The organism is Cupriavidus pauculus (assembly GCF_022179805.1).
Taxonomy (GTDB): Bacteria; Pseudomonadota; Gammaproteobacteria; order Burkholderiales; family Burkholderiaceae; genus Cupriavidus; species Cupriavidus pauculus_E.
The window spans coordinates 80,262-103,257 of record NZ_BPUO01000018.1; the positions used below are offsets into that span (position 1 = coordinate 80,262).

Consider the following 22,996-nt stretch of genomic DNA (forward strand, 5'->3'; position numbering starts at 1 on the left):
CCGCCTACCCTTCCCACTGCTCGCAAGTACGCCTGACCGTATCCCGCAGGCTGTGCGCCTCATCATTGACCGCCCGCACCAGCTTCGCGTCATTGTCACGCGCCGCTGCCTGCGCACGGATATTGGCCAGCGCCTGGAGAGACCCCAGCGCCTCGGCGTGCGGCTCCAGCGCGTCGCAGATCGACAGGATATGGTCCGCGATCGGCATGCGGGTCAGTTCGTTCGGATGCACGTACTCGGCCTCCATGCCGAAGCGGCACGCCTGGAAGCGGTTGAACGTGTACACCAGGTAGTCGTCTTCTTGCGGCATGAACGGCCGCGACAGCAGCAGGTAGCGCGCCAGCGCCTGGATATAGGCCGCGATGTCGCAGGCGCGTTGCACGGTCAGCGGGGTGTCCATCACGCGCACTTCGATCGTGCCGAACTCCGGCTTGGGACGGATATCCCAATAGAAGTCCTTCATGCTTTCGATCACGCCAGTGGCCCGCATCTTTTCGAAGTAGGCCGTAAAGCCGTCCCACGTCAGCACATGCGGTGCGCGCCCGCTCATCGGGAAGGCGGCCACCGAATTCAGGCGCGCCGACGCAAAGCCGGTATCCACGCCCTGCACATACGGTGACGACGCCGCCAGCGCGATGAAGTGCGGCACGTAGCGGCCAATCGCATGGAGCAGGAACAGCGATTCGTCCGCGCTCGGGCAGCCGATGTGGACGTGCTGGCCAAACACCGTGAACTGCTTGGCCAGATAGCCGTAGAGCTCGGAAATGTACTGGTAGCGTGGCGAGTCGGAGATGGTGCGCTCCGACCACACCTGGAACGGATGCGTGCCTCCGCCGCAGATGCCGAGGTTCAGCCCGCGCGATGCGTTGACCATCAGGTCGCGCATCACGGTCAGTTCCTCCAGCGCCTGGGCGTAGTCGCGGCAGATGCCCGTGCTGATCTCGATCATCGACGGGCTGATCTCGGGCTTGATGTCGCCGGCATGCTGCGCGCCCTTGAGCGCGCGCAGCAGGTCGGGCGCGAACGGCGCCAGGTCGTAGTCGTGTCGATTGACGAGCTGCAGTTCCAGCTCGACGCCGAAGGTCAGCGCCTCGGAATGCTTGAACGGTTCGAGCGACATCAGCGCCCTCCTCCTTGATCCCGTGTCTCGCCGGCAAAGCGCAGCGCCCAGGCGGCGATGATCGGCGCCAGCAGCTGCTCGATCGCGAGCGCACACAGGATGATCGATGCGAGCGGTGCCCCCGTGCCGGGATACAGCCGGGCCACGTCGCTCATCAAAAGATAAGCCAGCCCCGACATGGGCGCCAGCGCCAGGCCCAGTGCCATGCACTGGCGCAGGCTCATCCCCGAGAACGAACCCAGCGACACCACGCCCGCCAGCTTGGCCACCTGCCGGAAGAACACCAGCGCCACGGCAAACGTTCCGCCCACCAGCCAGTCCTTGGCCGTCAGCGGCAGGCCCAGCGACACCACCATGACGATGATCAGCAGGCTGCCGGCGCTACCGAAGTGCGTGGGCCAGACATGCGGCTGGCGGTCCTGGTGCTTGAACACCACGCCGGCCAGCATCAGCGTCAGCGGCATCGACAGCTTCAGCACGCGCGTCAGCGCCAGCGTGAACAGCACCAGCCCCACCAGCACCAGGAAGCTGTAGTGATCGTCGGCCGACATGCGCGCATAGATCGCATGGCCAACCTTGCCCACGATCCACGCCAGCAGGCACGAGCCCACGAGCAGGTACAGCGGATGCAGCAGCGCCGCGCCCAGGTTGCCATATTCGGAATGGAGCCAGCCCGTGGCCACCTGCACGATGGCGGCGGCGTAGATGGAATTGAGCGCCGACATCGCCATCAGGCGCTCGGTGACCTGGCCCTCGGCACGCAGCTCGTTCTTGAGCTGCAGCACGATGGTGGGCGATGTGCTGACCGCGATGCCGCCCGCCAGGATGGCCACGCCCGGGGACGCGCCCATCCACTGCAGCACCGTGGTGACCAGGCCCCAGGTCAGCAGGCTTTCGGCGGCGCTGGTGAACAGCAGCCACGGATTGGCGCGCAGCCAGGACAGCGACAGCCGGTGGCCCAGTTCGAACAGCGCCAGGGCCAGCGCCATATCTATCAGCACGCGCGTCTGCGCGATCATGTTGTCGTCGACGATGCTGCGGCCGAGCATGCCGGCGAACAGCCCCACCACCGCGTACCCAACGATACGCGGACAGCCCAGCCACCGGCGGCAGACCTCTCCGGCCAGCCCCGCGCCAACCAGCGCGAGACCCACCCAGAACAGCCCGCCCGGCACCAGCGGCAGCGAGGGAAATAGTTGGCTCAATCCGTTCATGCGCGACATGGTAACGGAAGGACACGTCGGGAAATGTAAGTGCTTGTCCGACACTTTCCCCAACGCGCGCGCAACTTACGGCTTTTCCAAACAAAAACTGCCATCGTCTCCGATAGCGGTTTTGTAGGACTTTCAAAATCAGAATCATCCCGTGCGGCAACCCACATTGGGCCACGCCGCGGTCAGACGCCCCAGACTTTCCAGCGCGGCCGCGTTGCCTTCAGTGCGGTTTCCACCTTGGCGTACAAGCCACGCGTGCTGCCCTTTTCGGCTTCGAGGCCGCGGGCGCGCTCGAACCACGACAGCGCCGTCTCCCGCTGGCCCATCCCCAGCGCCGCCTGCACAGCGGCCAGCCAGGTCGGTGCGTCCCAGTCGTCTCGTGCGGCAAAGGCCATCTGGAAATCGGTCAGTGCCTCGGGATGGCGCTCTAGGTCCACCAGCAGCTTGGCACGCTGCACGCGCGCCGGCGCCTGGCTGCGTGCATCGCCCTCGGCCAGGTCCACGGCCTGCTCGATCAGCGGCAAGGCGCGCTCGTGGTCGCCAAGGTCGCGCCAGATCTGGCCAAAGCGGCCGCTGACCCAGGCGTCCTCGATCAGCAGCGAGCGGCGCTGCAGGGCTTCCAGTTCGGCCACCGCATCGGCCTTGTCGTGCTCGTCCATCGACGCCATGCCCGACTGCAGCAGTGCGCCGTAGTGCGCGCGGGCATGGGCCATGGCGTGCGCGCCTTCGGTACGGGCCTCTACGGGCAGCGCGTCGAGCCTGGCGTCCATGTGTGCCAGCGCGGCGCTGGCCGATTCGGCCGCATCGCGTCCGCCAATCGCAGCCCAGGCCGCCACCAGACGGCTGAAGGCCCAGCTCACGCCAGCCGGATTGCGCTCCACCGGATGGCGGTTCAGCACCTCGCCGGCCAAGTCCACCACCTGCTGGTGCTGGCCCGCCGACGCGTAGGCGTCGAGCAGGTCGATCCAGTGGTCGATGAAGTCGCTGGCCGCCATGCCCTTGCGATGCAGCGCCACCTTTTCGTCGAGGTGCGCGGCATCCGCCGGCAGCGTGCGCGCCATCAGGCGGCACAGCAGCGAATAGAGATGCGGATCGGCGTTGCCGCCGTGGCCCTGCGCGTCGCCCTCGCCGGTTTCGAAATAGGTCTCGAAACAGGACAACCCCTTGCGGCACATGGCTTCGAGCATAGGCTTGAGCGCGGCCTGCGAGGCTGGCACTTCGTCCAGGAAGCTGCCCAGCGCGCCGGCGGCATGGAAGTACAGCGCGCCATCGTCGGCGTCGGCAGTCACCGCGAAACCGGTCCAGGCCGGCTGTGCCGGCGCGTTGCCGGCAGCCGCCACATGGGCCTGATGGCGCCACGTCAGCGCGCGCACCTGTGCTAGCGGATCGGGCCGCTGGCGCAGATAGGTTTCCAGATCGTCCAGCGCCGCCGCCGGGTCCACGCCCAACCGCAGCGGCGCGCGCAGGCGCCGTGCCTCGGGGTGATCAGGCTGTTCGCCCAGCACCCGCTCGGCCTGGGCGGCCGCCAGTGCGTCGCCTTCGGCGGGCGTCAGGTCCAGCAACTCGGGGGAATCAAGCGCAATACGGCCCAGGCAGATGCGCAGCAGCGGTTCGCCCAGCTGCCCGGCGGCATCGCTGCGTGCCACATAGTCCTGCACCAGCGGCAGGATGTCGCCGGCGCCCAGGTCGGGCGACCGGTACAACAGGTCGTGCCAGTAGCGGCCGGCCAGCGCAAAGTCGTTGAGCCGGAACGCGACAAAGCCGGCGTAGAAATGCGCGGCCCACTCGCCCGTGGCCAGACCGTTGCGGCGCGCGGCCTCGTGCAGCCACGGCTGCGCCTCGGCGTCGCGGCCTTCGCGCATCAGCAACGTGCCATACATATGGACCAGCGCTCCGCGCGAGGCCCAGCGATGCATCGGCGCCAGCGCCAGCTCGGGCAGGCGCGCCATCGCTTCGTCCAGCGCGGCCAGCGCCGCGGCCACGTCGCCACGGTCGGACTGGATCTGTGCGCGCAAAGCGGCGTAGTCAACTACCTCGGGGTGTGCCGCCCATAGCTGGTCGGCAACCTGCAGCGCCTCGTCGTGGCGCCCGGCATTGGCCAGCGCGATAGCGTGCTCGTAACGGACATCCTGCACGGCCCGCTCCTTCCTGAATTCAGCAAAAGCGGAATTATGCGCCAATGGCGTGGCGTGCTTCGGAGAGAACAGCGGTAAAAGTGCGCCTGCTTACGATTGCACACAATAAAAAACGCCACCCGGACCAATGCCCGGGTGGCGTCAGTTCTGCTCGCGGGCCGGCCGTAGGAAAGCCGTCCGGCGCGCGTGGCGGTGGATTACTTGCCGCCCACCGTCTCCAGCACGGTCCACTTGCCGCCTTCAACCTTGTAGACGGTGATGCCGCCGTCCTTCAGGTCGCCGCGTGCGTCGTACGACAGCGTCTTGGTGGTCACGCCCTGCATGTTCGTGGCTGCCAGCACCGGCAGGTAGCGTGCGGGGTCGGCCGAGCCGGCCTTGACCATGGCGGTCATCATCGCGGTGGCGCCGTCATAGGCGTACGGAGAATACGTCTGCACCTTCGAGCCGAAGCGCTTCTCGTACTTCTTCTCGTAGGCGGCGCCGCCCGGCATCTGTTCCAGCGGCAGGCCGGCCAGCGATACCACGGTGCCGTCGGCGGCGTTGCCGGCCAGCTTCAGGAAGTTGTCGGTCTTGGACATTTCGCCCGACACGATCGGCGATTTCATGCCCAGTTCCTTGACCTGCTTGGCCATCGGAGCCGATTGCGTCTCGGCGCCGCCGTAGAAGATCACGTCCGGGTTGCTGCGCTTGATGTTGGTCAGCACGGCCTTGAAGTCCACGGCCTTGTCGTTCGTGAACTCGCGGCGCACGATCTTGCCGCCGGCGGCCTTGGCGGCCTTCTCGAACTCGTCGGCCAGGCCCTGGCCGTAGGCGGTGCGGTCGTCGACGATGGCGATGTTCTTGGCACCGAGCTTCTTCACCACGAAGGCGCCGATCACCGAACCCTGCTGGGTGTCGGACGTCATCATGCGGAACGTGGTCTTGAAGCCCTGGCGGGTGTACTCGGGCGCCGTGGCCATGGCGATCTGCGGAATGCCGGCACGGTTGTAGACCATCGACGCGGGAATGCTGGTACCCGAATTGAAGTGGCCGAGCATGCCCTGGATGCCGGCGTCCACCAGCTTCTGCGCCACCACCGAACCGGTCTTCGGATCGGCCTGGTCGTCTTCGGAGATCAGGACGAACTTGACTTCCTTGCCACCGATCTTCGGCTTGGTGGCGTTCATGTCATCGATCGCCAGGACGATGCCGTTCTGCATGTCCTTGCCGTACTGCGCCTGGCCACCGGTCAGCGGGCCAGCGTAGCCCAGCTTGATTTCCTGTGCCTGGGCGAAAGCGGCCGAGGCGGCGGTCAGGCCTGCAACGGCCATGGCAACGGTCATGGCCGTCTTGCGGAATGTCGAGCTCATCAGTTCTCCTTGGGTCCCATAGGGTGCCATATGGTGCCGGTGTCGGCATATTTGCGGATCGGCGTTGGCAGCACCGTTCCGTTCCTGGGTCGCGCGGCAGGGTCGGGATCGCCGTCCCCCGCCACACACTTCCTGACAATCCGCCGGGGCCGTGCCTCAGCCGATCGTCATCAGACTTGCATTGCCGCCCGCCGCCGCCGTGTTGACGGACAGCGAACGCTCGATTAACAAACGCTCCAGCGCGATATTCGGTTCACCTTGCGCCAGGCCCTGCACGCCGACGATCGGACCGGGGCGCGTGGCCACCTGTTCGCACACGGTGCGAAGCTGGTCGGAATCGCCGTGGTGCAGGACGGCATCGAACGCCAGGTCCGTGCCCAGCCAGTCGGAAACCACGCGGACGCGCGATTGTACTGCGGCCGGCAGCCGTGCCAACAGGGTCTTTGCCACCGGTGTGTCAGGCCACAACGCTTCCGCACCCACCGCCAGCACGGCGGCCAGTTGCAGCGCCAGGTCGGACTCGGCCTGCGCCAGGCACAGCACGCGGTCGCGCGGCAGCAGCGAGTACGTATTGCGCTCGCCGGTGGGACCGGGCAGCGTCACCGACATGCCCGACGCCGACGCTGCGGCAAAGCGGTCGCAGGCTGCGGCCACCTCGGGCAGCGCGCCCTTGGCCCAGTCCTTGAGCGCACCCAGTTCTGCGCTCACCGGCACGGCCGGCGCGGTGCCGCCCACATCCGACGCACGCACGGCTTGCGCCACGGCATCTTGCGGGCAGACCGACAACAGGCGGTGCAGGTACAGCGGGCCGCCGGCCTTGGGACCGGTGCCGGACAGGCCTTCGCCGCCAAACGGCTGCACGCCCACCACGGCCCCCACGATATTGCGGTTCACATACAGGTTGCCCACATGGGCGCGGTCTACGATATGCGCGATCGTTTCGTCGATGCGGGTGTGGATGCCCAGCGTCAGGCCGTAGCCGGTGTGGTTGATCTGGTCGATCATCGTGTCCAGCGCGGCGCGCGGGTAGCGCACCACGTGCAACACCGGCCCGAACACTTCGCGCTGCAGCTCCTCGATCGAATCAAGTTCGATCAGCGTCGGCGGCACGAACGTGCCGTTGCGGCAGGCAGCCGTCTGCGTGACGTTCGGATCGGCCTGATACACGCGGCGGCCCTTGCCGCGCATGGCGTCGATATGGCGCACGATATTGCCGCGCGCTTCGTCGTCGATGACCGGGCCGACGTCGGTGGACAGGCGATCCGGGTTGCCCAGCGTCAGTTCGCCCATGGCGCCCTTGAGCATTTCCAGGATGCGGTCGGCCACGTCTTCCTGCAGGCACAGCACGCGCAGTGCCGAGCAGCGCTGGCCCGCCGAGTCGAACGCCGAACTCACGACATCGCCCACCACCTGTTCGGCCAGGGCCGACGAGTCGACGATCATCGCGTTCTGCCCGCCGGTCTCGGCGATCAGCGGGATCGGACGGCCCGCGGCATCGAGGCGACCCGCCACGTTACGCTGCAGCAGGCGTGCCACTTCGGTCGATCCGGTGAACATCACGCCCTTGACGCGGGCATCACCCACCAGCGCGGCGCCCACGGTTTCGCCCCGGCCCGGCAGCAGTTGCACGGCGCCATCGGGCACGCCGGCTTCGCGCAGCAGGCGCACGGCGGCGGCGGCGATCAGCGGCGTCTGTTCGGCCGGCTTGGCCAGTACCGGATTGCCGGCGGCCAGCGCGGCGGCCACCTGGCCGGTGAAGATCGCCAGCGGGAAGTTCCACGGGCTGATGCAGACCACCGGGCCCAGCGGACGGTGCGTGTCGTTCGAGAACGTCTCGCGCACCTGCACCGCGTAGTAGCGCAGGAAGTCCACGGCCTCGCGCACTTCGGCAATCGCATTCGAGAACGTCTTGCCGGCCTCGCGCATGATGACGCCCATGAGCGACTGCATCTGGGCTTCCATCAGGTCGGCGGCACGCTCCAGCGCGGCGGCGCGCACCTCGGGCGGCGTGGCCTGCCAGATCGGCGCCACGTTCACGGCGGCCGTCAGTGCCGCTTCGATTTCGGCGGGCGTGGCTTCGCTGACCTGGCCCACCACGTCGCGGTGGTCGGCCGGGTTCAGCACCGGTTCCGATTTCGCATCGTCACGCGGCACATCGGCGCCCAGCAGCGGAAGCGCGCGCGGCACGTCGCTCGTGCCGGCCAGCAGCGCCGACGACAGCGACGCCAGGCGGTGTTCGTTCGACAGGTCGATGCCCGCCGAATTGGCGCGCGACTTGCCGTACAGCGTGCGCGGCTGCGGAATGCGCGGATGCGAAAACCCCAGCGTGCCTTCGCTCTTGTGCATCTGCTCGACCACGGCCACCGGGTCGGCCACCAGTTCGTCGAGCGGAATCGAATCGTCGGCGATGCGGTTCACGAACGACGTGTTGGCGCCGTTTTCCAGCAGGCGGCGCACCAGGTAAGCCAGCAGGGTCTCGTGCGTACCCACCGGGGCATAGATGCGGCACGGGCGGCCGAACTTGCCATCGGCCTTGGTGCCCACGATCTGGTCGTACAGCGGTTCGCCCATGCCGTGCAGGCACTGGAACTCATACTGGCCGGGATAGTAGTTCTGGCCGGCGATCTGGTAGATGGCCGACAGCGTGTGGGCGTTGTGCGTGGCGAACTGCGGATAGATCGCATCGGGCACCGACAGCAGCTTGCGCGCGCACGCCACGTACGACACGTCGGTGTACACCTTGCGCGTGTAGACCGGGTAGCCTTCCAGACCGTCAACCTGGGCGCGCTTGATCTCGCTGTCCCAGTAGGCGCCCTTGACCAGGCGGATCATCAGGCGATGGCGGCTGCGGCGGGCCAGGTCGATCAGGTAGTCGATCACGAACGGGCAGCGCTTCTGGTAGCCCTGCACCACGAAGCCGATTCCGTTCCAGCCGGCCAGCTCGGGTTCGAAGCACAGACGCTCCAGCAGATCGAGCGAGATTTCCAGGCGGTCGGCTTCCTCGGCGTCGATATTGATGCCGATGTCGTACTGGCGCGCCAGCATCGTCAGCGACTTCAGGCGCCCGTACAGCTCGGAAATCACGCGCTCGTGCTGGGCGCGGCTGTAGCGCGGGTGCAGCGCCGACAGCTTGATCGAGATGCCGGGGCCTTCATAGATACCGCGGCCGCGCGACGCCTGGCCAATCGCGTGGATCGCCTGCTCGTACGACGCCAGGTAGCGCTGGGCATCGGCCTCGGTCATGGCCGCTTCGCCAAGCATGTCGTACGAATAGCGGAAGCCTTCGGCTTCGTACTTGCGCGCGTTGGCCAGTGCCTCGGAAATGGTCTCGCCGGTCACGAACTGCTCGCCCATCAGGCGCATGGCCATGTCCACGCCCTTGCGGATCAGCGGTTCGCCGCCCTTGCCGATGATGCGCGTCAGCGCCTTCGACAGCCCGGCTTCGGTATGGGTGGCCACCAGACGGCCGGTCAGCAGCAGGCCCCACGTGGCGGCGTTGACGAACAGCGACGGGCTCTGGCCCAGGTGCGACTGCCAGTTGGCGCCGCTGATCTTGTCGCGGATCAGCGCATCGCGCGTGGCCTTATCGGGAATGCGCAGCAGCGCTTCGGCCAGGCACATCAGCGCCACGCCTTCCTGCGACGACAGCGAGAATTCCTGGATCAGCCCCTGCACCAGCCCTTCGCGGCCGGTACCCACCTTCTGCTCGCGCAGCTTCTGCGCCAGCGCCTTGGCCATCTTGATCGCGGCATCGGCCTGGGCCTGCGGCAGGCGGGCCTGCTCCAGCAGCACCGGCACGCATTCGGTCTCGGGCCGGCGGTAGGCCGACGTGATGGCCGCGCGCAGCACCGACTGCGGCTGGATGCTTTGGGCGAACTCCAGGAACGGCTGGGGCATGACATCGGCGTGCGCGGCGTCGCCCGCATCGGCGCCATCGGCATCGCCCGGCAGCGCCGCGCCGGCCTCGTGCGGCAGATGGCCACGCTCGACCTGCTCCAGGTACGTGAAGATGGCCTGCTTGATCAGCCAGTGCGGCGTGCGGTCGATCGATTGGGCAACACGTTTGAGGCGTTCGCGCGAAGCATCGTCGAGTTTGACGCCGAGGGTGGTGGTGGCCATGCGGAAAGTTCTCCAGCGGATCTTGAGTAAGACGGTGGGCAGCCAGGCTCGAAACGCACGTACTCATATGAACGCACCAATGGACGCACATACGGGCCAGACTACCGGATTGGCGCGATCTTACTCTCGGAGATTTACTAGGTGCAACCTAGTACAACCCCTTGGTTGCGCTGAGGGTTGTCGGGTTGCACTGACGCAACATTTTTCCTGTGTGGCGGATGGCGCTCAGATCCGCAGCGGATCGATTTCGAGCTGCCAGCGCACCCCTTTCACCCGTGTGCCAACTTCTTCGAAAGTCGGCACCCACTCACTGACAAAGCGCTGCAGTACGGGACGTGACCCGGCTTCCACCAGCATCTGGGCGCGCTCCTTGTTGAACAGCCGGACCATCGACATCGGCACCGGGTCGTGCAGTTGCACCTCGGGCGCCATCGCGCAGGCATCGGCCTGCTCCCGCGCGGACTGCAGGAACGCCAGCGCGCGTTCGAGCTGGCCATGCTCGGCGGTGATCAGTACCTGGTAGGCGTACGGGGGCAACCCGGCCTGCCGGCGCTCGCGCAACTGGCTGGCCGCGAATCCATCATAGTCATGGCGCGCCAAAGCCTGCAAAGCGGGCGCGTCGGGGTAGCGGGTCTGGATCATCACCTCGCCGCCCAGCCCTGCCCGGCCTGCCCGGCCCGACACCTGCATCAGCGACGCGAACAGGTGTTCCGCAGCCCGGAAATCGTGGCTGAACATCGCGGCGTCCGGATGGACGATGCCGACCAGCGTCACGCGCTGGAAGTCGTGCCCCTTGGCCACCATCTGCGTTCCCACGAGGATGTCCACCTCGCCGGCGTGCACCTCGTCGAACATCTGCTTGGCACTGCCCTTGCGGCGCGTGGAGTCGGCATCGATGCGCGCCACCCGTGCCTGTGGAAAACGTGTGGATAACGCTTCCTCGATCCGCTGTGTGCCCCGGCCCAGCGGCGCGATATCGACGTTGCCGCAGTCCGGGCAGTGATGCGGCACGGGCGATTCGAGCCCGCAGTGGTGGCAGCGCAGGCGCCGTTCCGGCCGATGCAGCACTAGGTACGCGGAGCAGCGCGGACAACCGGTCAGCCAGCCGCAACTGTCGCAAGCCAGCACGGGCGCATAGCCGCGCCGGTTCAGGAACAGCAGGCTCTGCTGGCCGCGATCGAGCCGTTGCTGGATGGCATCGAGCAGCGGCACCGACAGCCCCTCGAACAGCGCGCGCTGCCGCTGGCGTTCGTGGTTCAGATCGATCAGCCGCACCGTCGGCAGCGCCGCATCGGCCTGCGCGCGCTCGCGCAGCACCAGCTTGCGGTAGGCGCCCTGCTCGGCCCGGTACCAGGTTTCCATCGACGGTGTGGCAGAGCCGAGCACCACGGGAATGCCGAGCTGGTTCGCGCGCCACACGGACAGATCGCGGGCGGAATAGCGCAGCCCTTCCTGCTGCTTGTATGACGTATCGTGCTCTTCGTCGACCACGATCAGACTCAGGTACGGCATCGACGCCATCACCGCCATGCGGGTCCCCAGCACGATGCGCGCCTCGCCACGGTGGGCGGCCAGCCATTGCAGGCTGCGCTCCTGATCGGCCAGCCCGCTGTGGAGCACGGCCAGCGGCAGGTGCGGAAAGCGCTCGGCAATCCGTGACTGCAACTGCGGCGTGAGATTGATTTCCGGCACCAGCATCAGCACCTGTGCCGCCGGGTCGGCCGCCAGCCGCTCGGCAATGGCGTGCAGATAGACCTCGGTCTTGCCGCTGCCGGTCACGCCGTGCAGCAGAAAGGCCGCGTAGCCGGTGCTGGCCGCGATGGCGTCGACGGCTTCGCGTTGCTCGGCGTGCAGCGTGGGGGCAACCGATGGCGCCTGGGTGGTATCCGTGGCAAGCACAGGCCGGTCGGCATGGTCACAATCGAGCCAGCCAGCGGCGGTCCATTCCTCCAGCCGTTGCGGGGCGGCGGTGCAGAGCTCGCGGGCGTCGGCCAGGCGTACCCAGTCCTGCGTATCGACCAGCAGGTCGGCCAGCGCCTTCACGGTACGGGCGCGAGGCGGCACCGCATCGCGCAACGCCGCGCCCTGCCCGTCGCGTACCCGGTACTGCGTGGTCCGGGCCCGCTGGCCCAGCCGCTCCCAGGTTTCCGCCTCGCGCAGCGACGGCGGCAGCGCCGGCAGCATGACCTCGCCAAGCCGGCGGTGGTAATACCGTGCGGAGAACCGGGCCAAGGCGATCCATTCGGCACGCAATGGCGGCATCCAGCCGATGCGCTGGACGATGGGTCGAAGACGGTCTGCGGGGACGTCGGATTCGTCGGTGCGTGCAACCGCCACCCCCACTACCTGCCGCTTGCCGAATGGCACCACCACGAGCTCGCCGGGCGCCACGCCATCATCGGCCAGGTAATCGAAGCAATCGTCGGCCGGGGTATCCAGTGCCACGCGGACGATGCGGCCAAGGGGGGCGACGGGGCCGGCGGGATCGGCCGCGTGTCGGCTCGGCGCCACAGCTTCAGTGGAGTTCGTCGTATCGACCTGGCCGGGTGTGCCGGAAGTCATGCACCGCCCCTTGCATGGTGCAACTGGAATGCGCCGGCATTGTGCATGCGCGATCGGCCAGCAATGGAGAGAGAAGTCTGTGTGCGGCGCAACATCAACTTAAAGTAAAACTTCAAATGTGACCCTAAGTCGATGATCCACGGATGGTTTTGCCAACCTGTCGCCGGACCTGTGGATAACTTTGTTGAAAAGTCGCGTCAACGACCCGCCAAGGCGCTTGACACAAGGCTTTCATCGCCCTTGCACCTGCATTTGAAGAACATTCAAAGCCTTATGAATCAAGGACTTGCAAACACCCCCCAACTGAGTTAGGGAGTAACCCGCTCGTGCAGTGCCGCAAACCTATCGGTGTGCATAAGTCAAGCCTTGACAGCAACTCCCCAGCACCTTTTTGGCGAAATGTCGCGAAATAGTTTACTTGACAGGAAGCGCGTAGCGCCTCCTGCGACACTGGACGCCGAATACCCATCACATCGTTGCGGCGCGGGGGAATCCTGAATATCAGGCCGCGGGTGCAACCGGGGCGCTGCGCAGCTTGCGGCTATAGGTGTGCACTTCGTCGACCAGAACCGACACGGCTTCGGGCGGCGTGAACTGCGAAATGCCATGGCCCAGGTTGAACACGTGGCCGTCGGCACCGCCGCCTGCTGCATAACTATCCAACACCTGACGCACCTGTGCGCGAATCGCCGCTTCGGGTGCAAACAACACCGTCGGGTCGATATTGCCCTGGAGCGCGACCTTGCCTTCCGTGCGGCGGCGCGCCTGGGTCAGGTTGACGGTCCAGTCCAGACCGATGGCGTCCGGCTCGATGGCGGCAATCTGTTCCAGCCAGATACCGCCGCCCTTGGTGAACACGATGACCGGAATCTGCTGACCGTTGTGCTCGCGCTTCAGGCCCTGCAGCACGCGGCGCATGTAGGCCAGCGAGAACGTCTGGTACATGCCGTCGGCCAGCGCGCCGCCCCAGGTGTCGAACACCATCACGGCCTGGGCGCCGGCTTCGATCTGGGCGTTCAGGTACGCGGAGACCGCCTGCGCGTTGATCTCCAGGATGCGATGCATCAGGTCCGGGCGACCGTACATCATGGCCTTCACGGTGCGGAAGTCGTCCGAACCACCGCCTTCAACCATGTAGCAGGCCAGCGTCCACGGGCTGCCCGAGAAGCCGATCAGCGGAACACGCTGGGCGCCGTCCTGTACCAGCGCGCGGCGGATCTCGCTCACCGCGTCGAACACGTATTGCAGCGACGCCATGTCCGGCACGGCCAACTTTGCCACATCGGCTTCCGTACGCAGCGGGTGAGCAAAACGCGGACCTTCGCCCTGGGCGAACGACAGGCCAAGGCCCATCGCGTCGGGCACGGTCAGGATGTCGGAGAACAGGATGGCCGCATCGAGCGGATACCGGTCCAGCGGCTGCAGCGTCACTTCCGTGGCGTACGCCGGATTCTTTGCCAGGCCCAGGAAGCTGCCGGCGCGAGCGCGCGTGGCGTTGTACTCGGGCAGGTAACGGCCCGCCTGGCGCATCAGCCACAGCGGCGTGTGTTCGGTGGGTTGCCGGCGCAGCGCGCGCAGGAAGGTGTCGTTCTGCAGTACGGTCATGGTCATCCTCGTGAGACCGCCATTCTACGGGAACGCCGCGATGCGCAGCCGCACGCGCCGGTGATGGAAGTCATATACCCGTGGGCTTGGCGCGCCGTGTCAGATGTCGTCGAAACTGGCCACGAACGCCTGCGCCGCGCGACGCATCCATTCGCGGGCGCGCGGGGCCTCGGGCTGCAGCCGGGCAAAGCCGTGCGTCATGCCGCTGGCTTCGATCGTGATCACAGGAGCATCATGGCGCACCAGGAAGTCGGCGTAGGCCAGCCCGTCGTCGCGCAGCACATCGTTCGCCGCCACCATCACCACGCTGCTCGGAGGCAATTGCGCCGGGGGCGTGGCCATCAGGTGAATGCGCGGATCCACGTGCGCCGCGCCTTGCGCCAGGCCTTCGGCGCCAATGTACTGGGTCCAGAACCACGCCATTTCATCGCGCGTCAGCCCGGGACCATCGGCAAAGGCGCGATAGCTCTCGGTGGTCAGCACCGGCGCCGCCACCGGGTAGATCAGCAATTGGGCGTTGACTACGTGCCGGCCCGCTGCATCGTTGAGTTCACGCGCCGCGACGGCGGCGAGATGGCCGCCCGCACTGTCTCCGGCCACGGCCAGGAAGTTCGCTGCCAGCCCCAGCCGTACGCGGGCATCTGCAAGCCACTGCACTGCCGCGATAGCATCGTTGCAAGGCGTCGGGAACGGTTGTTCGGGGGCCAGGCGATAGTCGACACTGGCGACTGCGCAGCCGGTATCCGCCGCGAGCAGTGCCGCCACGGTGTGATGCGTGGTCGGCGAACCCACCACCCAGCCGCCACCGTGGAAGTAGACGATCAACCTTGGTTCGTCGACATCGGCCGGGCGGAACAGCCGCGCCGCAATCGTCGCGCCATCCACCGGGATCTCGATGTCCGAAATCGTCATGCCATCGGGATCGGGCAATTGTGACCGAGCCGCTACGTCCTCAAACCGCGAACGGCGATCGACGGCACTCTGCGCGACAGGTTGGCCGGCATAGAGGTCCGCCATCTGGCGGTAATAAGCTTGGAGTTGGGGGTCGATGGCCATGGCGGACTGTGCGTCGATTCGAACGTCCGCCAGTGTAGCGGTTACAACGCCGGGCTCGGGAGGGGCGTCGTCATCAAAAATGTGCCGCCCGAACCGTTTCCAATCGTAACGCTGAATGCGCTAGCGAACACAATTTTGCGGGACCCGATTTCTATATCCCACGAAGGTGGGGAAAGTCTTAAGCGTTGGCGGAAAAAACGTAATGCATTCAGTACGCTACGGCGCCAATGTCTTTACATTCCCGGCTAGGCAAACTGCGATTCGCTGCTGTGAAAACGCTTTCAAAAACGAATAAAAGTGTCTAAAACGCCGAATTCTTAGCTGCCGGGCTTTCATCTTCTTTCAAATCGATACATTTTGTTACTGCCATGCCAAGACCTTTCCCCCACAATGCATTGACAGACCAGCGCTTGGTGTGAGGCACCCCCGCCGCTAAAGCCTTGAATAATAAGGGGTGTAGAAGAAAGCCTGAGCAGTAACCCGATTTATCCGGACCAGCCGAACGAAGTCGACTGATCCGGACACCAGGAAGACCCGGCAGCGCGCGGCTTGAGTTTCGAAGATTGAAGACTCGCCGATGATGCGGACGAAAACGTTCCGCTGCGCATGTAAGTGACATCCTGGACCGAACCCGTTCCTTCGAATTGACCCCTCGAAGGGATTTTCCCGTCCGCGCGGAGCCTCCCCGGCCCGCGCGCTTTTTTTTGTGGTCCAGGCAGAGAAATATAGCGTCCGGTAGAAAAAAAGGCAGCCAGTTGGCTGCCTTTTTCATTTGCCGCGCTCCAAAAAAACAACAGCGCGGCTGCTCCAGGTAATGCTTACTTCTTACGACGCAGGCGGGCGATTGCAGCCAGTTGCGCGGCGGCCACGGCCAGCTCGCTTTGGGCGCGAGCCAGATCCAGGTCGCTGCTCTGGTTCTGCATCAGTTCCTCGGCCGCACGCTTGGCTTCTTGAGCCTTGGCCTCGTCCAGGTCGGTGCCGCGAATCGCGGTATCGGCCAGAACGGTCACGTGCTGCGGCTGGACTTCGAGAATGCCGCCGGCAACGAAGACAAACTCCTCGCTACCGTCTTCCTTCTCGATACGCACCGCGCCCGGCTGGATGCGGGTGATCAGCGGCGTGTGGCCCGGCAGGATACCCAGCTCACCCGTCTCGCCCGGCAGCGCCACGAACTTCGCCTGACCGGAGAAGATCGACGATTCCGCGCTGACGACGTCTACAAGAATGGTTGCCATATAAGATCCTTTCTCCAGAAAGCGTTTGCTTCCCGAAAATCAGGAAGCATGGTCCTCGCCTTCGCGCCGCATGCGGCACCCGGCCTGGGGCCGGACCGCAATGCCGCGCACGAAGGCGGAAGACGCCGCTTACTGAAGCTTCTTGGCCTTCTCGAAGGCTTCGTCGATCGAACCCACCATGTAGAACGCCTGTTCCGGCAGGTGATCGCATTCGCCGTCCACCAGCATCTTGAAACCACGGATGGTTTCCTTCAGCGGCACGTACTTGCCCGGCGAACCCGTGAACACTTCGGCCACGTGGAACGGCTGCGACAGGAAACGCTGGATCTTACGAGCGCGCGAAACGGCGAGCTTGTCTTCCGGCGACAGTTCGTCCATGCCCAGAATCGCGATGATGTCGCGCAGTTCCTTGTAGCGCTGCAGCGTCTGTTGCACGCGGCGGGCCACTTCGTAGTGCTCCGTACCCACCACTTGCGGGTCCAGCTGGCGCGAGGTCGAATCGAGCGGATCGACGGCGGGGTAGATACCCAGCGCGGCGATGTCACGCGACAGCACGACGGTCGAGTCCAGGTGCAGGAAGGTCGTTGCCGGCGACGGGTCGGTCAAGTCATCCGCAGGCACGTACACGGCCTGGATCGACGTGATCGAGCCAGTCTTGGTCGACGTAATACGTTCCTGCAGCTTGCCCATTTCTTCAGCCAGCGTCGGCTGATAGCCCACGGCGGAAGGCATACGGCCCAGCAGTGCCGACACTTCGGTACCGGCCAGCGTGTAGCGGTAGATGTTGTCGACGAAGAACAGGATGTCACGGCCTTCGTCGCGGAAGCGCTCGGCCATGGTCAGGCCGGTCAGCGCCACGCGCAGACGGTTGCCCGGCGGCTCGTTCATCTGGCCGAACACCATGGCCACCTTGTCGAGCACGTTCGAGTCCTTCATTTCGTGGTAGAAGTCGTTCCCTTCACGGGTACGCTCGCCCACGCCGGCGAACACCGACAAACCGCTGTGCTGCTTGGCGATGTTGTTGATGAGCTCCATCATGTTCACGGTCTTGCCCACACCGGCGCCACCGAACAGGCCAACCTTACCGCCCTTGGCGAACGGGCAGACCAGGTCGATCACCTTGATGCCGGTTTCCAGCAGGTCAACCGACGGCGACAGTTCGTCGAACTTCGGTGCCTTCTGGTGAATCGCGCGACGTTCGTCAGCGGCGATCGGGCCGGCTTCGTCGATCGGGCGACCCAGCACGTCCATGATGCGGCCCAGCGTACCGTGGCCAACCGGCACGGAGATGGGGGCGCCGGTGCTCTTCACCGACATGCCACGGCGCAGGCCGTCCGACGAGCCCAGGGCAATGGTACGCACCACGCCGTCGCCGAGCTGTTGCTGCACTTCGAAGGTCAGACCCTTCTCGGCGAACGACTTGTCGTTGCCCTCTTCGAGCACGAGTGCGTCGTACACCTTAGGCATAGCGTCGCGCGGGAACTCGATGTCCACCACGGCGCCAATGCACTGCACAATATTTCCGATACTCATTTCGTATCTCCGATAGCTTGAATTCTTGACGCCTTAGACCGCAGCTGCGCCGCTGACGATTTCCGACAGTTCCTTCGTGATGGCTGCCTGGCGGGTCTTGTTGTAGACCAGCTGCAGTTCGCCAATCACGTTCTTGGCATTGTCGGAAGCCGCCTTCATGGCCACCATGCGCGCGGATTGCTCCGACGCCATGTTCTCGGCCACGGCCTGGTACACCAGCGCTTCGACGTAGCGGACGAGCAGCTCTTCCACAACCGTCTGGGCGTCGGGCTCGTAGATGTAATCCCACGAGTAGGCGCGCTTTTCATCTTCGGTCTGGCTCAGCTTGTCAGCCGCCAGCGGCAACAGTTGCTCGAACATCGGCTCCTGCTTCATCGTGTTGATGAACTTGGTATAAGCCAAGTACACCGCGTCGACTTCGCCGTTGGTATATGCGTCGAGCTGGACCTTGATCGCGCCGATCAGCTTTTCCAGATGCGGGGTGTCACCGAGCTGCACCACGTTCGAGACCACCTTGGCGCCAATGCGACCCAGGAACTGCATGCCCTTGGTACCGATGGCGGTCGCTTGCACGTCCACGCTGCGGCCCTGCAGGGTCTTCAGTTCATTGGTCACCGCACGCAACACGTTCGTGTTCATGCCGCCGCACAGGCCCTTGTCCGTCGTCACGACGATCATGCCAACGCGCTTCACATCGCGCGCCACCATGAACGGGTGCTTGAACTCGGGGTTGGCGGTGGCCAGGTGCGCGGCGATATTGCGCACTTTCTCAGCGTACGGGCGGGCGTTGCGCATCCGTTCCTGCGCCTTGCGCATTTTGGATGCGGCGACCATTTCCATCGCCTTGGTGATCTTGCGCGTGTTCTGCACGCTCTTGATCTTGGTTCGAATCTCTTTCGTTCCGGCCATATCTTTCCTCTCCATTCGAGCCACGCCGCGTACCTTGCGGCAGCTGCGGCGCAGCGCGTGGAATCACGCGGTTAGAACGCGGCGGACTTCCTGAAATCCTCGATCGCTGCACGCAGGGCGGCTTCGTCGTCCTTCGACAGATCCTTGGTATCTTCGATGCGGTTGACGAGGTCGGCGAACTTGGTCTTCAGGTGGTCGTGCAGGCCCTTCTCGAACGGCAGGATGTCCTTCACGTCGACGTTGTCGAGGAAGCCATTGTTCGCGGCGTACAGCGACGCGGCCAGTTGCCATACCTGCAGCGGCTGGTACTGCGGCTGCTTCAGCAGTTCCGTCACGCGGCGGCCGCGCTCCAGTTGCTTGCGGGTGGCATCGTCCAGGTCCGAGGCAAACTGCGCGAACGCAGCCAGTTCACGGTACTGGGCCAGGTCGGTACGGATACCGCCGGACAGCTTCTTCACCACCTTGGTCTGCGCTGCACCACCCACACGCGACACCGAGATACCGGCGTTGATAGCGGGGCGGATACCGGCGTTGAACAGGTCGGTTTCCAGGAAGATCTGGCCGTCGGTGATCGAGATCACGTTGGTCGGCACGAACGCGGACACGTCGCCGGCCTGCGTTTCGATCACGGGCAGCGCGGTCAGCGAACCGGTCTTGCCGGTGACGGCGCCGTTCGTGAACTTGGCCACGTAGTCTTCGTTCACGCGGGCAGCACGCTCCAGCAGGCGCGAGTGCAGGTAGAACACGTCGCCGGGGTAGGCTTCGCGGCCCGGCGGGCGGCGCAGCAGCAGCGACACCTGGCGGTAGGCCCAGGCTTGCTTGGTCAGATCGTCATAGACGATCAGTGCGTCTTCACCGCGGTCGCGGAAGTATTCGCCCATCGTGCAGCCGGCGTAGGCAGCCAGGTACTGCATGGCGGCCGAGTCCGAAGCCGAAGCAGCCACGACGATCGTGTACTCCATGGCGCCCAGCTCTTCGAGCTTGCGCACCACGTTCGAGATCGTCGAAGCCTTCTGGCCGATTGCCACGTACACGCAGAAGACGCCCTTGCCCTTCTGGTTGATGATGGCGTCGACGGCCACGGCGGTCTTGCCGGTCTGGCGGTCGCCAATGATCAGCTCGCGCTGGCCACGGCCGATCGGCACCATCGCGTCGATCGACTTCAGGCCGGTCTGCACCGGCTGGCTCACCGACTGACGTGCGATCACGCCCGGGGCCACCTTCTCGATCACGTCCGTTTCCTTGGCGTTGATCGGGCCCTTGCCGTCGATCGGCTGACCCAGCGTGTTGACCACGCGGCCCAGCAGTTCCTTACCAACCGGCACTTCCAGAATGCGGCCGGTGCACTTGACCGTATCGCCTTCCGAAATGTGTTCGTAATCACCCAGCACCACGGCACCCACCGAGTCACGCTCGAGGTTCAGTGCCAGGCCAAAGGTGTTACCCGGGAATTCCAGCATCTCGCCCTGCATCACGCCGGACAGGCCGTGCACGCGGCAGATACCATCGGTCACGGAAATCACCGTGCCGGTGTTGCGCACTTCAGCGTCGGCGCCAAGACCCGAGATGCGGGACTTGATCAGCTCGCTGATTTCTGAGGGGTTCAGTTGCATCACAATGCTCCTAATTCTTCAATCCGTCGGCCGTTGCGGTCAGGCGGTCAGCGTGGCTTGCATGGCAGCCAGGCGCGCGCGCACGGAGGTGTCGAGCACTTCGTCGCCGACCTTGACGCTCACGCCGCCAATCAGCGACGGGTCCACCGCCACCTTTGCGTACAGCTTGCGGCCGAACTTGCGTTCGAGTGCGGCGACCAGTTCGTTCGTCTGCGAGTCATCGAGCGGGAAAGCGCTGACGATCTCGACGTCGGACGACCCCTCGCGGGCGTTCTTGAGCGCATGGAACTGTTCGGCGATTTCCGGCAGCACCGTCAGGCGGTTGTTTTCCACCAGCAGGTTCACGAAGCGGCGAGCCTCGTCGTTCACCGGAGTCTTCAGCACCGACAGAAACACTTCCTGGAGCTTTGCGCCAGGAACGTTCGGATCGGTGGCGAGCGCCTGCATGTCGGGGTTGGCGGCAACCTGCCCCATCTCCGACACCAGTTCGGACCATGCACCCAGGTTGCCTGCACCGGCTTCGCTCGCGACGCGGAACAGCGCCTCGGCGTAGGGACGGGCAATGGTTGCGGTTTCAGCCATGATTAGAGCTCAGCCTTGAGTTGATTGAGCAGGTCTGCGTGCACCTGCGCGTTCACTTCACGCTTGAGGATCTGCTCTGCACCCTTCACTGCCAGCACGGCGACCTGGTCGCGCAGCGTTTCGCGGGCGCGGGTCACTTGCTGGTCTGCCTCGGCCTTGGCCTGGGCGATGATGCGTGCGGCTTCTGCCTGGGCGTTCTGCTTGATCTCGTCGGCGGCTGCCTGGGCGCGCTTTTCAGCGTCGGCCACGCGTTGCGCGCCTTCGGTGCGGGCTTCGGCCATAGCCTGGTCCACACGCTTGTTGGCGAGTTCAAGCTCCGCCTTGCCCTTTTCGGCAGCGGCGAGGCCATCGGCGATCTTCTTTGCGCGTTCGTCGAGCGCCTTCACCAGCGGCGGCCAAATGAATTTGGCAACAACCCACCACAGGATGAAGAACACGACCATCTGCGCAAAAAACGTTGCGTTCAGATTCATGGTGTGTTCCTTTCGGTAATCAAACTACAGATAAATGCACAAGGGCGGCGGGGCCATCGGATTGAGGCCTGCGCCACCCGTCAGCATCATGCAGACCGAAAAGACTTACTGAATGACAGCCAGCAGCGGGTTGGCGAAGGCGAACAGCATTGCAACACCCACACCGATCAGGAATGCAGCGTCGATCAGGCCAGCCAGCAGGAACATCTTGGTTTGCAGCGGGTTCATCAGTTCAGGCTGACGAGCGCAGGCTTCGATGTACTTGCCACCCATCAGGGCGATACCCAGGCAGGCGCCGATTGCGCCCAGACCGATGATGATGCCGATACCGATTGCGGTCAGACCCTGGATGTTGGCGAGATATGCTTGCATGATGACTCCTTTAATTTAGAGAGACTTAGAACCAAAAAACCAAAAAACGAAGAACCTGAAATCTTTGACCAGTGAACCCTGAGGGATCAGTGGTGATCGTGAGCCTGGCCGATGTACACCAGCGTCAGCATCATGAAAATGAAGGCTTGCAGCAGCACGATCAGGATGTGGAAGATGGCCCATACAGTGCCGGCAACCACGTGCCCGATGAAACCCAGTGCCGACAGGTCGGCGCTGAACGTCCAGATCGAACCCAGCAGCGCGATCAGCAGGAACACCAGTTCGCCGGCGTACATGTTGCCGAACAACCGCATGCCCAGCGAAACCGCCTTGGCCAGGAATTCGATGATGTTCAGGATCAGGTTGAACGGGGCCAGGTACCACTTGGCGCCGAACGGTGCGGAGAACAGCTCGTGCATGAAGCCGCCTGCGCCCTTGATCTTGAAGCTGTAGTAGATCATCAGCACCAGCACCGAGCACGACATGCCCAGCGTACCGTTCAGGTCGGCCGTGGCCACTGCGCGGTGGTGCGGAAGATGAATGTGGAAGATGCCCAGGACGTTGTTCAGGCCGGTGACCCAGTCCACGGGGATCAAGTCAATGGCGTTCATCATGGTGATCCAGCAGAACACCATCAGCGCCAGCGGGGCGATCCACGAACGGTCGCCGTGAATGATGCCCTTGGCCTGGTCGTCCACCATCTCGACGATCATTTCCACGAAGGCCTGGAAGCGGCCCGGCACGCCCGGCGTGACACGGCGCGCGGCCATGTACAGGAACAGCACTGCCAGGAAGCCGCACAGCACCGACCAGAACACGGTGTCGTAGTTGATGATGCTGAAATCGACCACGGAGTGCTGCTTGCCGCCGACCGAATTAAAGTTCTGCAAGTGTTCGGCGATATAGCCTGAGGGTGTGAGCACGTGCTCGGCGCCTTGAGTAGCTTCAGCTGACATGTCGAAACGATAGGTATATTGCGAAATCGGTTGGTCCGGCGCCCACTCTGGCGGCATTCCGGTATGCGTCTTGCTTTGGCCTTCGGTCACATGACCGGTTACCGCCTGGGCAAGCCCGCTGCATTGTTCTTGGGCAAAACCTTACTCACGCTGCGCTTCACCG

16 protein-coding genes are annotated in these 22,996 nt (G+C 64.7%); all 16 read right to left on the bottom strand.

What is annotated here, in order from left to right; all coding sequences use genetic code 11:
• Positions 1-4: 4 nt before the first annotated feature.
• The 16 genes from MFF62_RS26805 to atpB all read right to left on the bottom strand — a co-directional run bounded on the left by MFF62_RS26805 (position 5) and on the right by atpB (position 22,833).
• Entirely contained in the window at positions 5-1,120 is a 1,116-nt protein-coding gene (locus MFF62_RS26805) for a YbdK family carboxylate-amine ligase (protein WP_238266178.1), read from the bottom strand.
• On the bottom strand, positions 1,120-2,343 hold the full coding sequence (locus tag MFF62_RS26810; protein ID WP_238266179.1) for a cation:proton antiporter: 1,224 nt from the start codon (positions 2,341-2,343) through the stop codon (positions 1,120-1,122). Before MFF62_RS26810 ends, MFF62_RS26805 begins: the two co-directional genes overlap by 1 nt.
• A 173-nt stretch (positions 2,344-2,516) precedes the next feature.
• Complete coding sequence (locus tag MFF62_RS26815; protein ID WP_238266180.1) at positions 2,517-4,469, bottom strand: hypothetical protein; 1,953 nt, start codon at positions 4,467-4,469, stop codon at positions 2,517-2,519.
• A 197-nt stretch (positions 4,470-4,666) separates the two neighbouring features.
• Entirely contained in the window at positions 4,667-5,818 is a 1,152-nt protein-coding gene (locus tag MFF62_RS26820) for a branched-chain amino acid ABC transporter substrate-binding protein (protein WP_238266181.1), read from the bottom strand.
• A 156-nt stretch (positions 5,819-5,974) separates the two neighbouring features.
• Positions 5,975-9,937 carry a trifunctional transcriptional regulator/proline dehydrogenase/L-glutamate gamma-semialdehyde dehydrogenase gene (putA, locus tag MFF62_RS26825; protein WP_238266188.1) on the bottom strand — a complete coding sequence of 1,321 codons (3,963 nt, stop codon included), beginning with the start codon at positions 9,935-9,937 and terminating at the stop codon, positions 5,975-5,977.
• Positions 9,938-10,162: 225 nt separating this feature from the next.
• Positions 10,163-12,499, bottom strand: coding sequence for a primosomal protein N' (locus MFF62_RS26830; RefSeq protein WP_238266194.1), 2,337 nt, complete (start codon positions 12,497-12,499; stop codon positions 10,163-10,165).
• 501 nt (positions 12,500-13,000) lie between these two features.
• On the bottom strand, positions 13,001-14,104 hold the full coding sequence (hemE, locus tag MFF62_RS26835) for a uroporphyrinogen decarboxylase (protein ID WP_238266201.1): 1,104 nt from the start codon (positions 14,102-14,104) through the stop codon (positions 13,001-13,003).
• A 99-nt stretch (positions 14,105-14,203) separates the two neighbouring features.
• Positions 14,204-15,160 (bottom strand): alpha/beta hydrolase, encoded by a 957-nt coding sequence (locus MFF62_RS26840; protein ID WP_238266202.1) that lies wholly within the window; start codon positions 15,158-15,160, stop codon positions 14,204-14,206.
• 818 nt (positions 15,161-15,978) lie between these two features.
• Entirely contained in the window at positions 15,979-16,395 is a 417-nt protein-coding gene (locus tag MFF62_RS26845; protein ID WP_238266204.1) for a F0F1 ATP synthase subunit epsilon, read from the bottom strand.
• Positions 16,396-16,524: 129 nt separating this feature from the next.
• On the bottom strand, positions 16,525-17,928 hold the full coding sequence (gene atpD, locus MFF62_RS26850) for a F0F1 ATP synthase subunit beta (protein ID WP_238266209.1): 1,404 nt from the start codon (positions 17,926-17,928) through the stop codon (positions 16,525-16,527).
• Positions 17,929-17,961: 33 nt separating this feature from the next.
• Complete coding sequence (gene atpG, locus MFF62_RS26855) at positions 17,962-18,837, bottom strand: F0F1 ATP synthase subunit gamma (RefSeq protein WP_238266217.1); 876 nt, start codon at positions 18,835-18,837, stop codon at positions 17,962-17,964.
• A gap of 71 nt (positions 18,838-18,908) precedes the next feature.
• The gene (gene atpA / locus MFF62_RS26860) at positions 18,909-20,450 is read right to left on the bottom strand and encodes a F0F1 ATP synthase subunit alpha (RefSeq protein WP_238266223.1); all 1,542 of its coding nucleotides are present in this window, start codon (positions 20,448-20,450) and stop codon (positions 18,909-18,911) included.
• 39 nt (positions 20,451-20,489) lie between these two features.
• A complete protein-coding gene (locus tag MFF62_RS26865; protein WP_238266224.1) occupies positions 20,490-21,032 on the bottom strand; it encodes a F0F1 ATP synthase subunit delta in 543 nt (180 codons plus the stop codon).
• A 2-nt stretch (positions 21,033-21,034) separates the two neighbouring features.
• On the bottom strand, positions 21,035-21,505 hold the full coding sequence (locus MFF62_RS26870; protein WP_238266227.1) for a F0F1 ATP synthase subunit B: 471 nt from the start codon (positions 21,503-21,505) through the stop codon (positions 21,035-21,037).
• Between the two features lie 105 nt (positions 21,506-21,610).
• Positions 21,611-21,877 carry a F0F1 ATP synthase subunit C gene (gene atpE / locus MFF62_RS26875; RefSeq protein ID WP_092138471.1) on the bottom strand — a complete coding sequence of 89 codons (267 nt, stop codon included), beginning with the start codon at positions 21,875-21,877 and terminating at the stop codon, positions 21,611-21,613.
• 86 nt (positions 21,878-21,963) lie between these two features.
• The gene (gene atpB, locus MFF62_RS26880) at positions 21,964-22,833 is read right to left on the bottom strand and encodes a F0F1 ATP synthase subunit A (RefSeq protein ID WP_238266230.1); all 870 of its coding nucleotides are present in this window, start codon (positions 22,831-22,833) and stop codon (positions 21,964-21,966) included.
• Positions 22,834-22,996 lie beyond the last annotated feature (163 nt).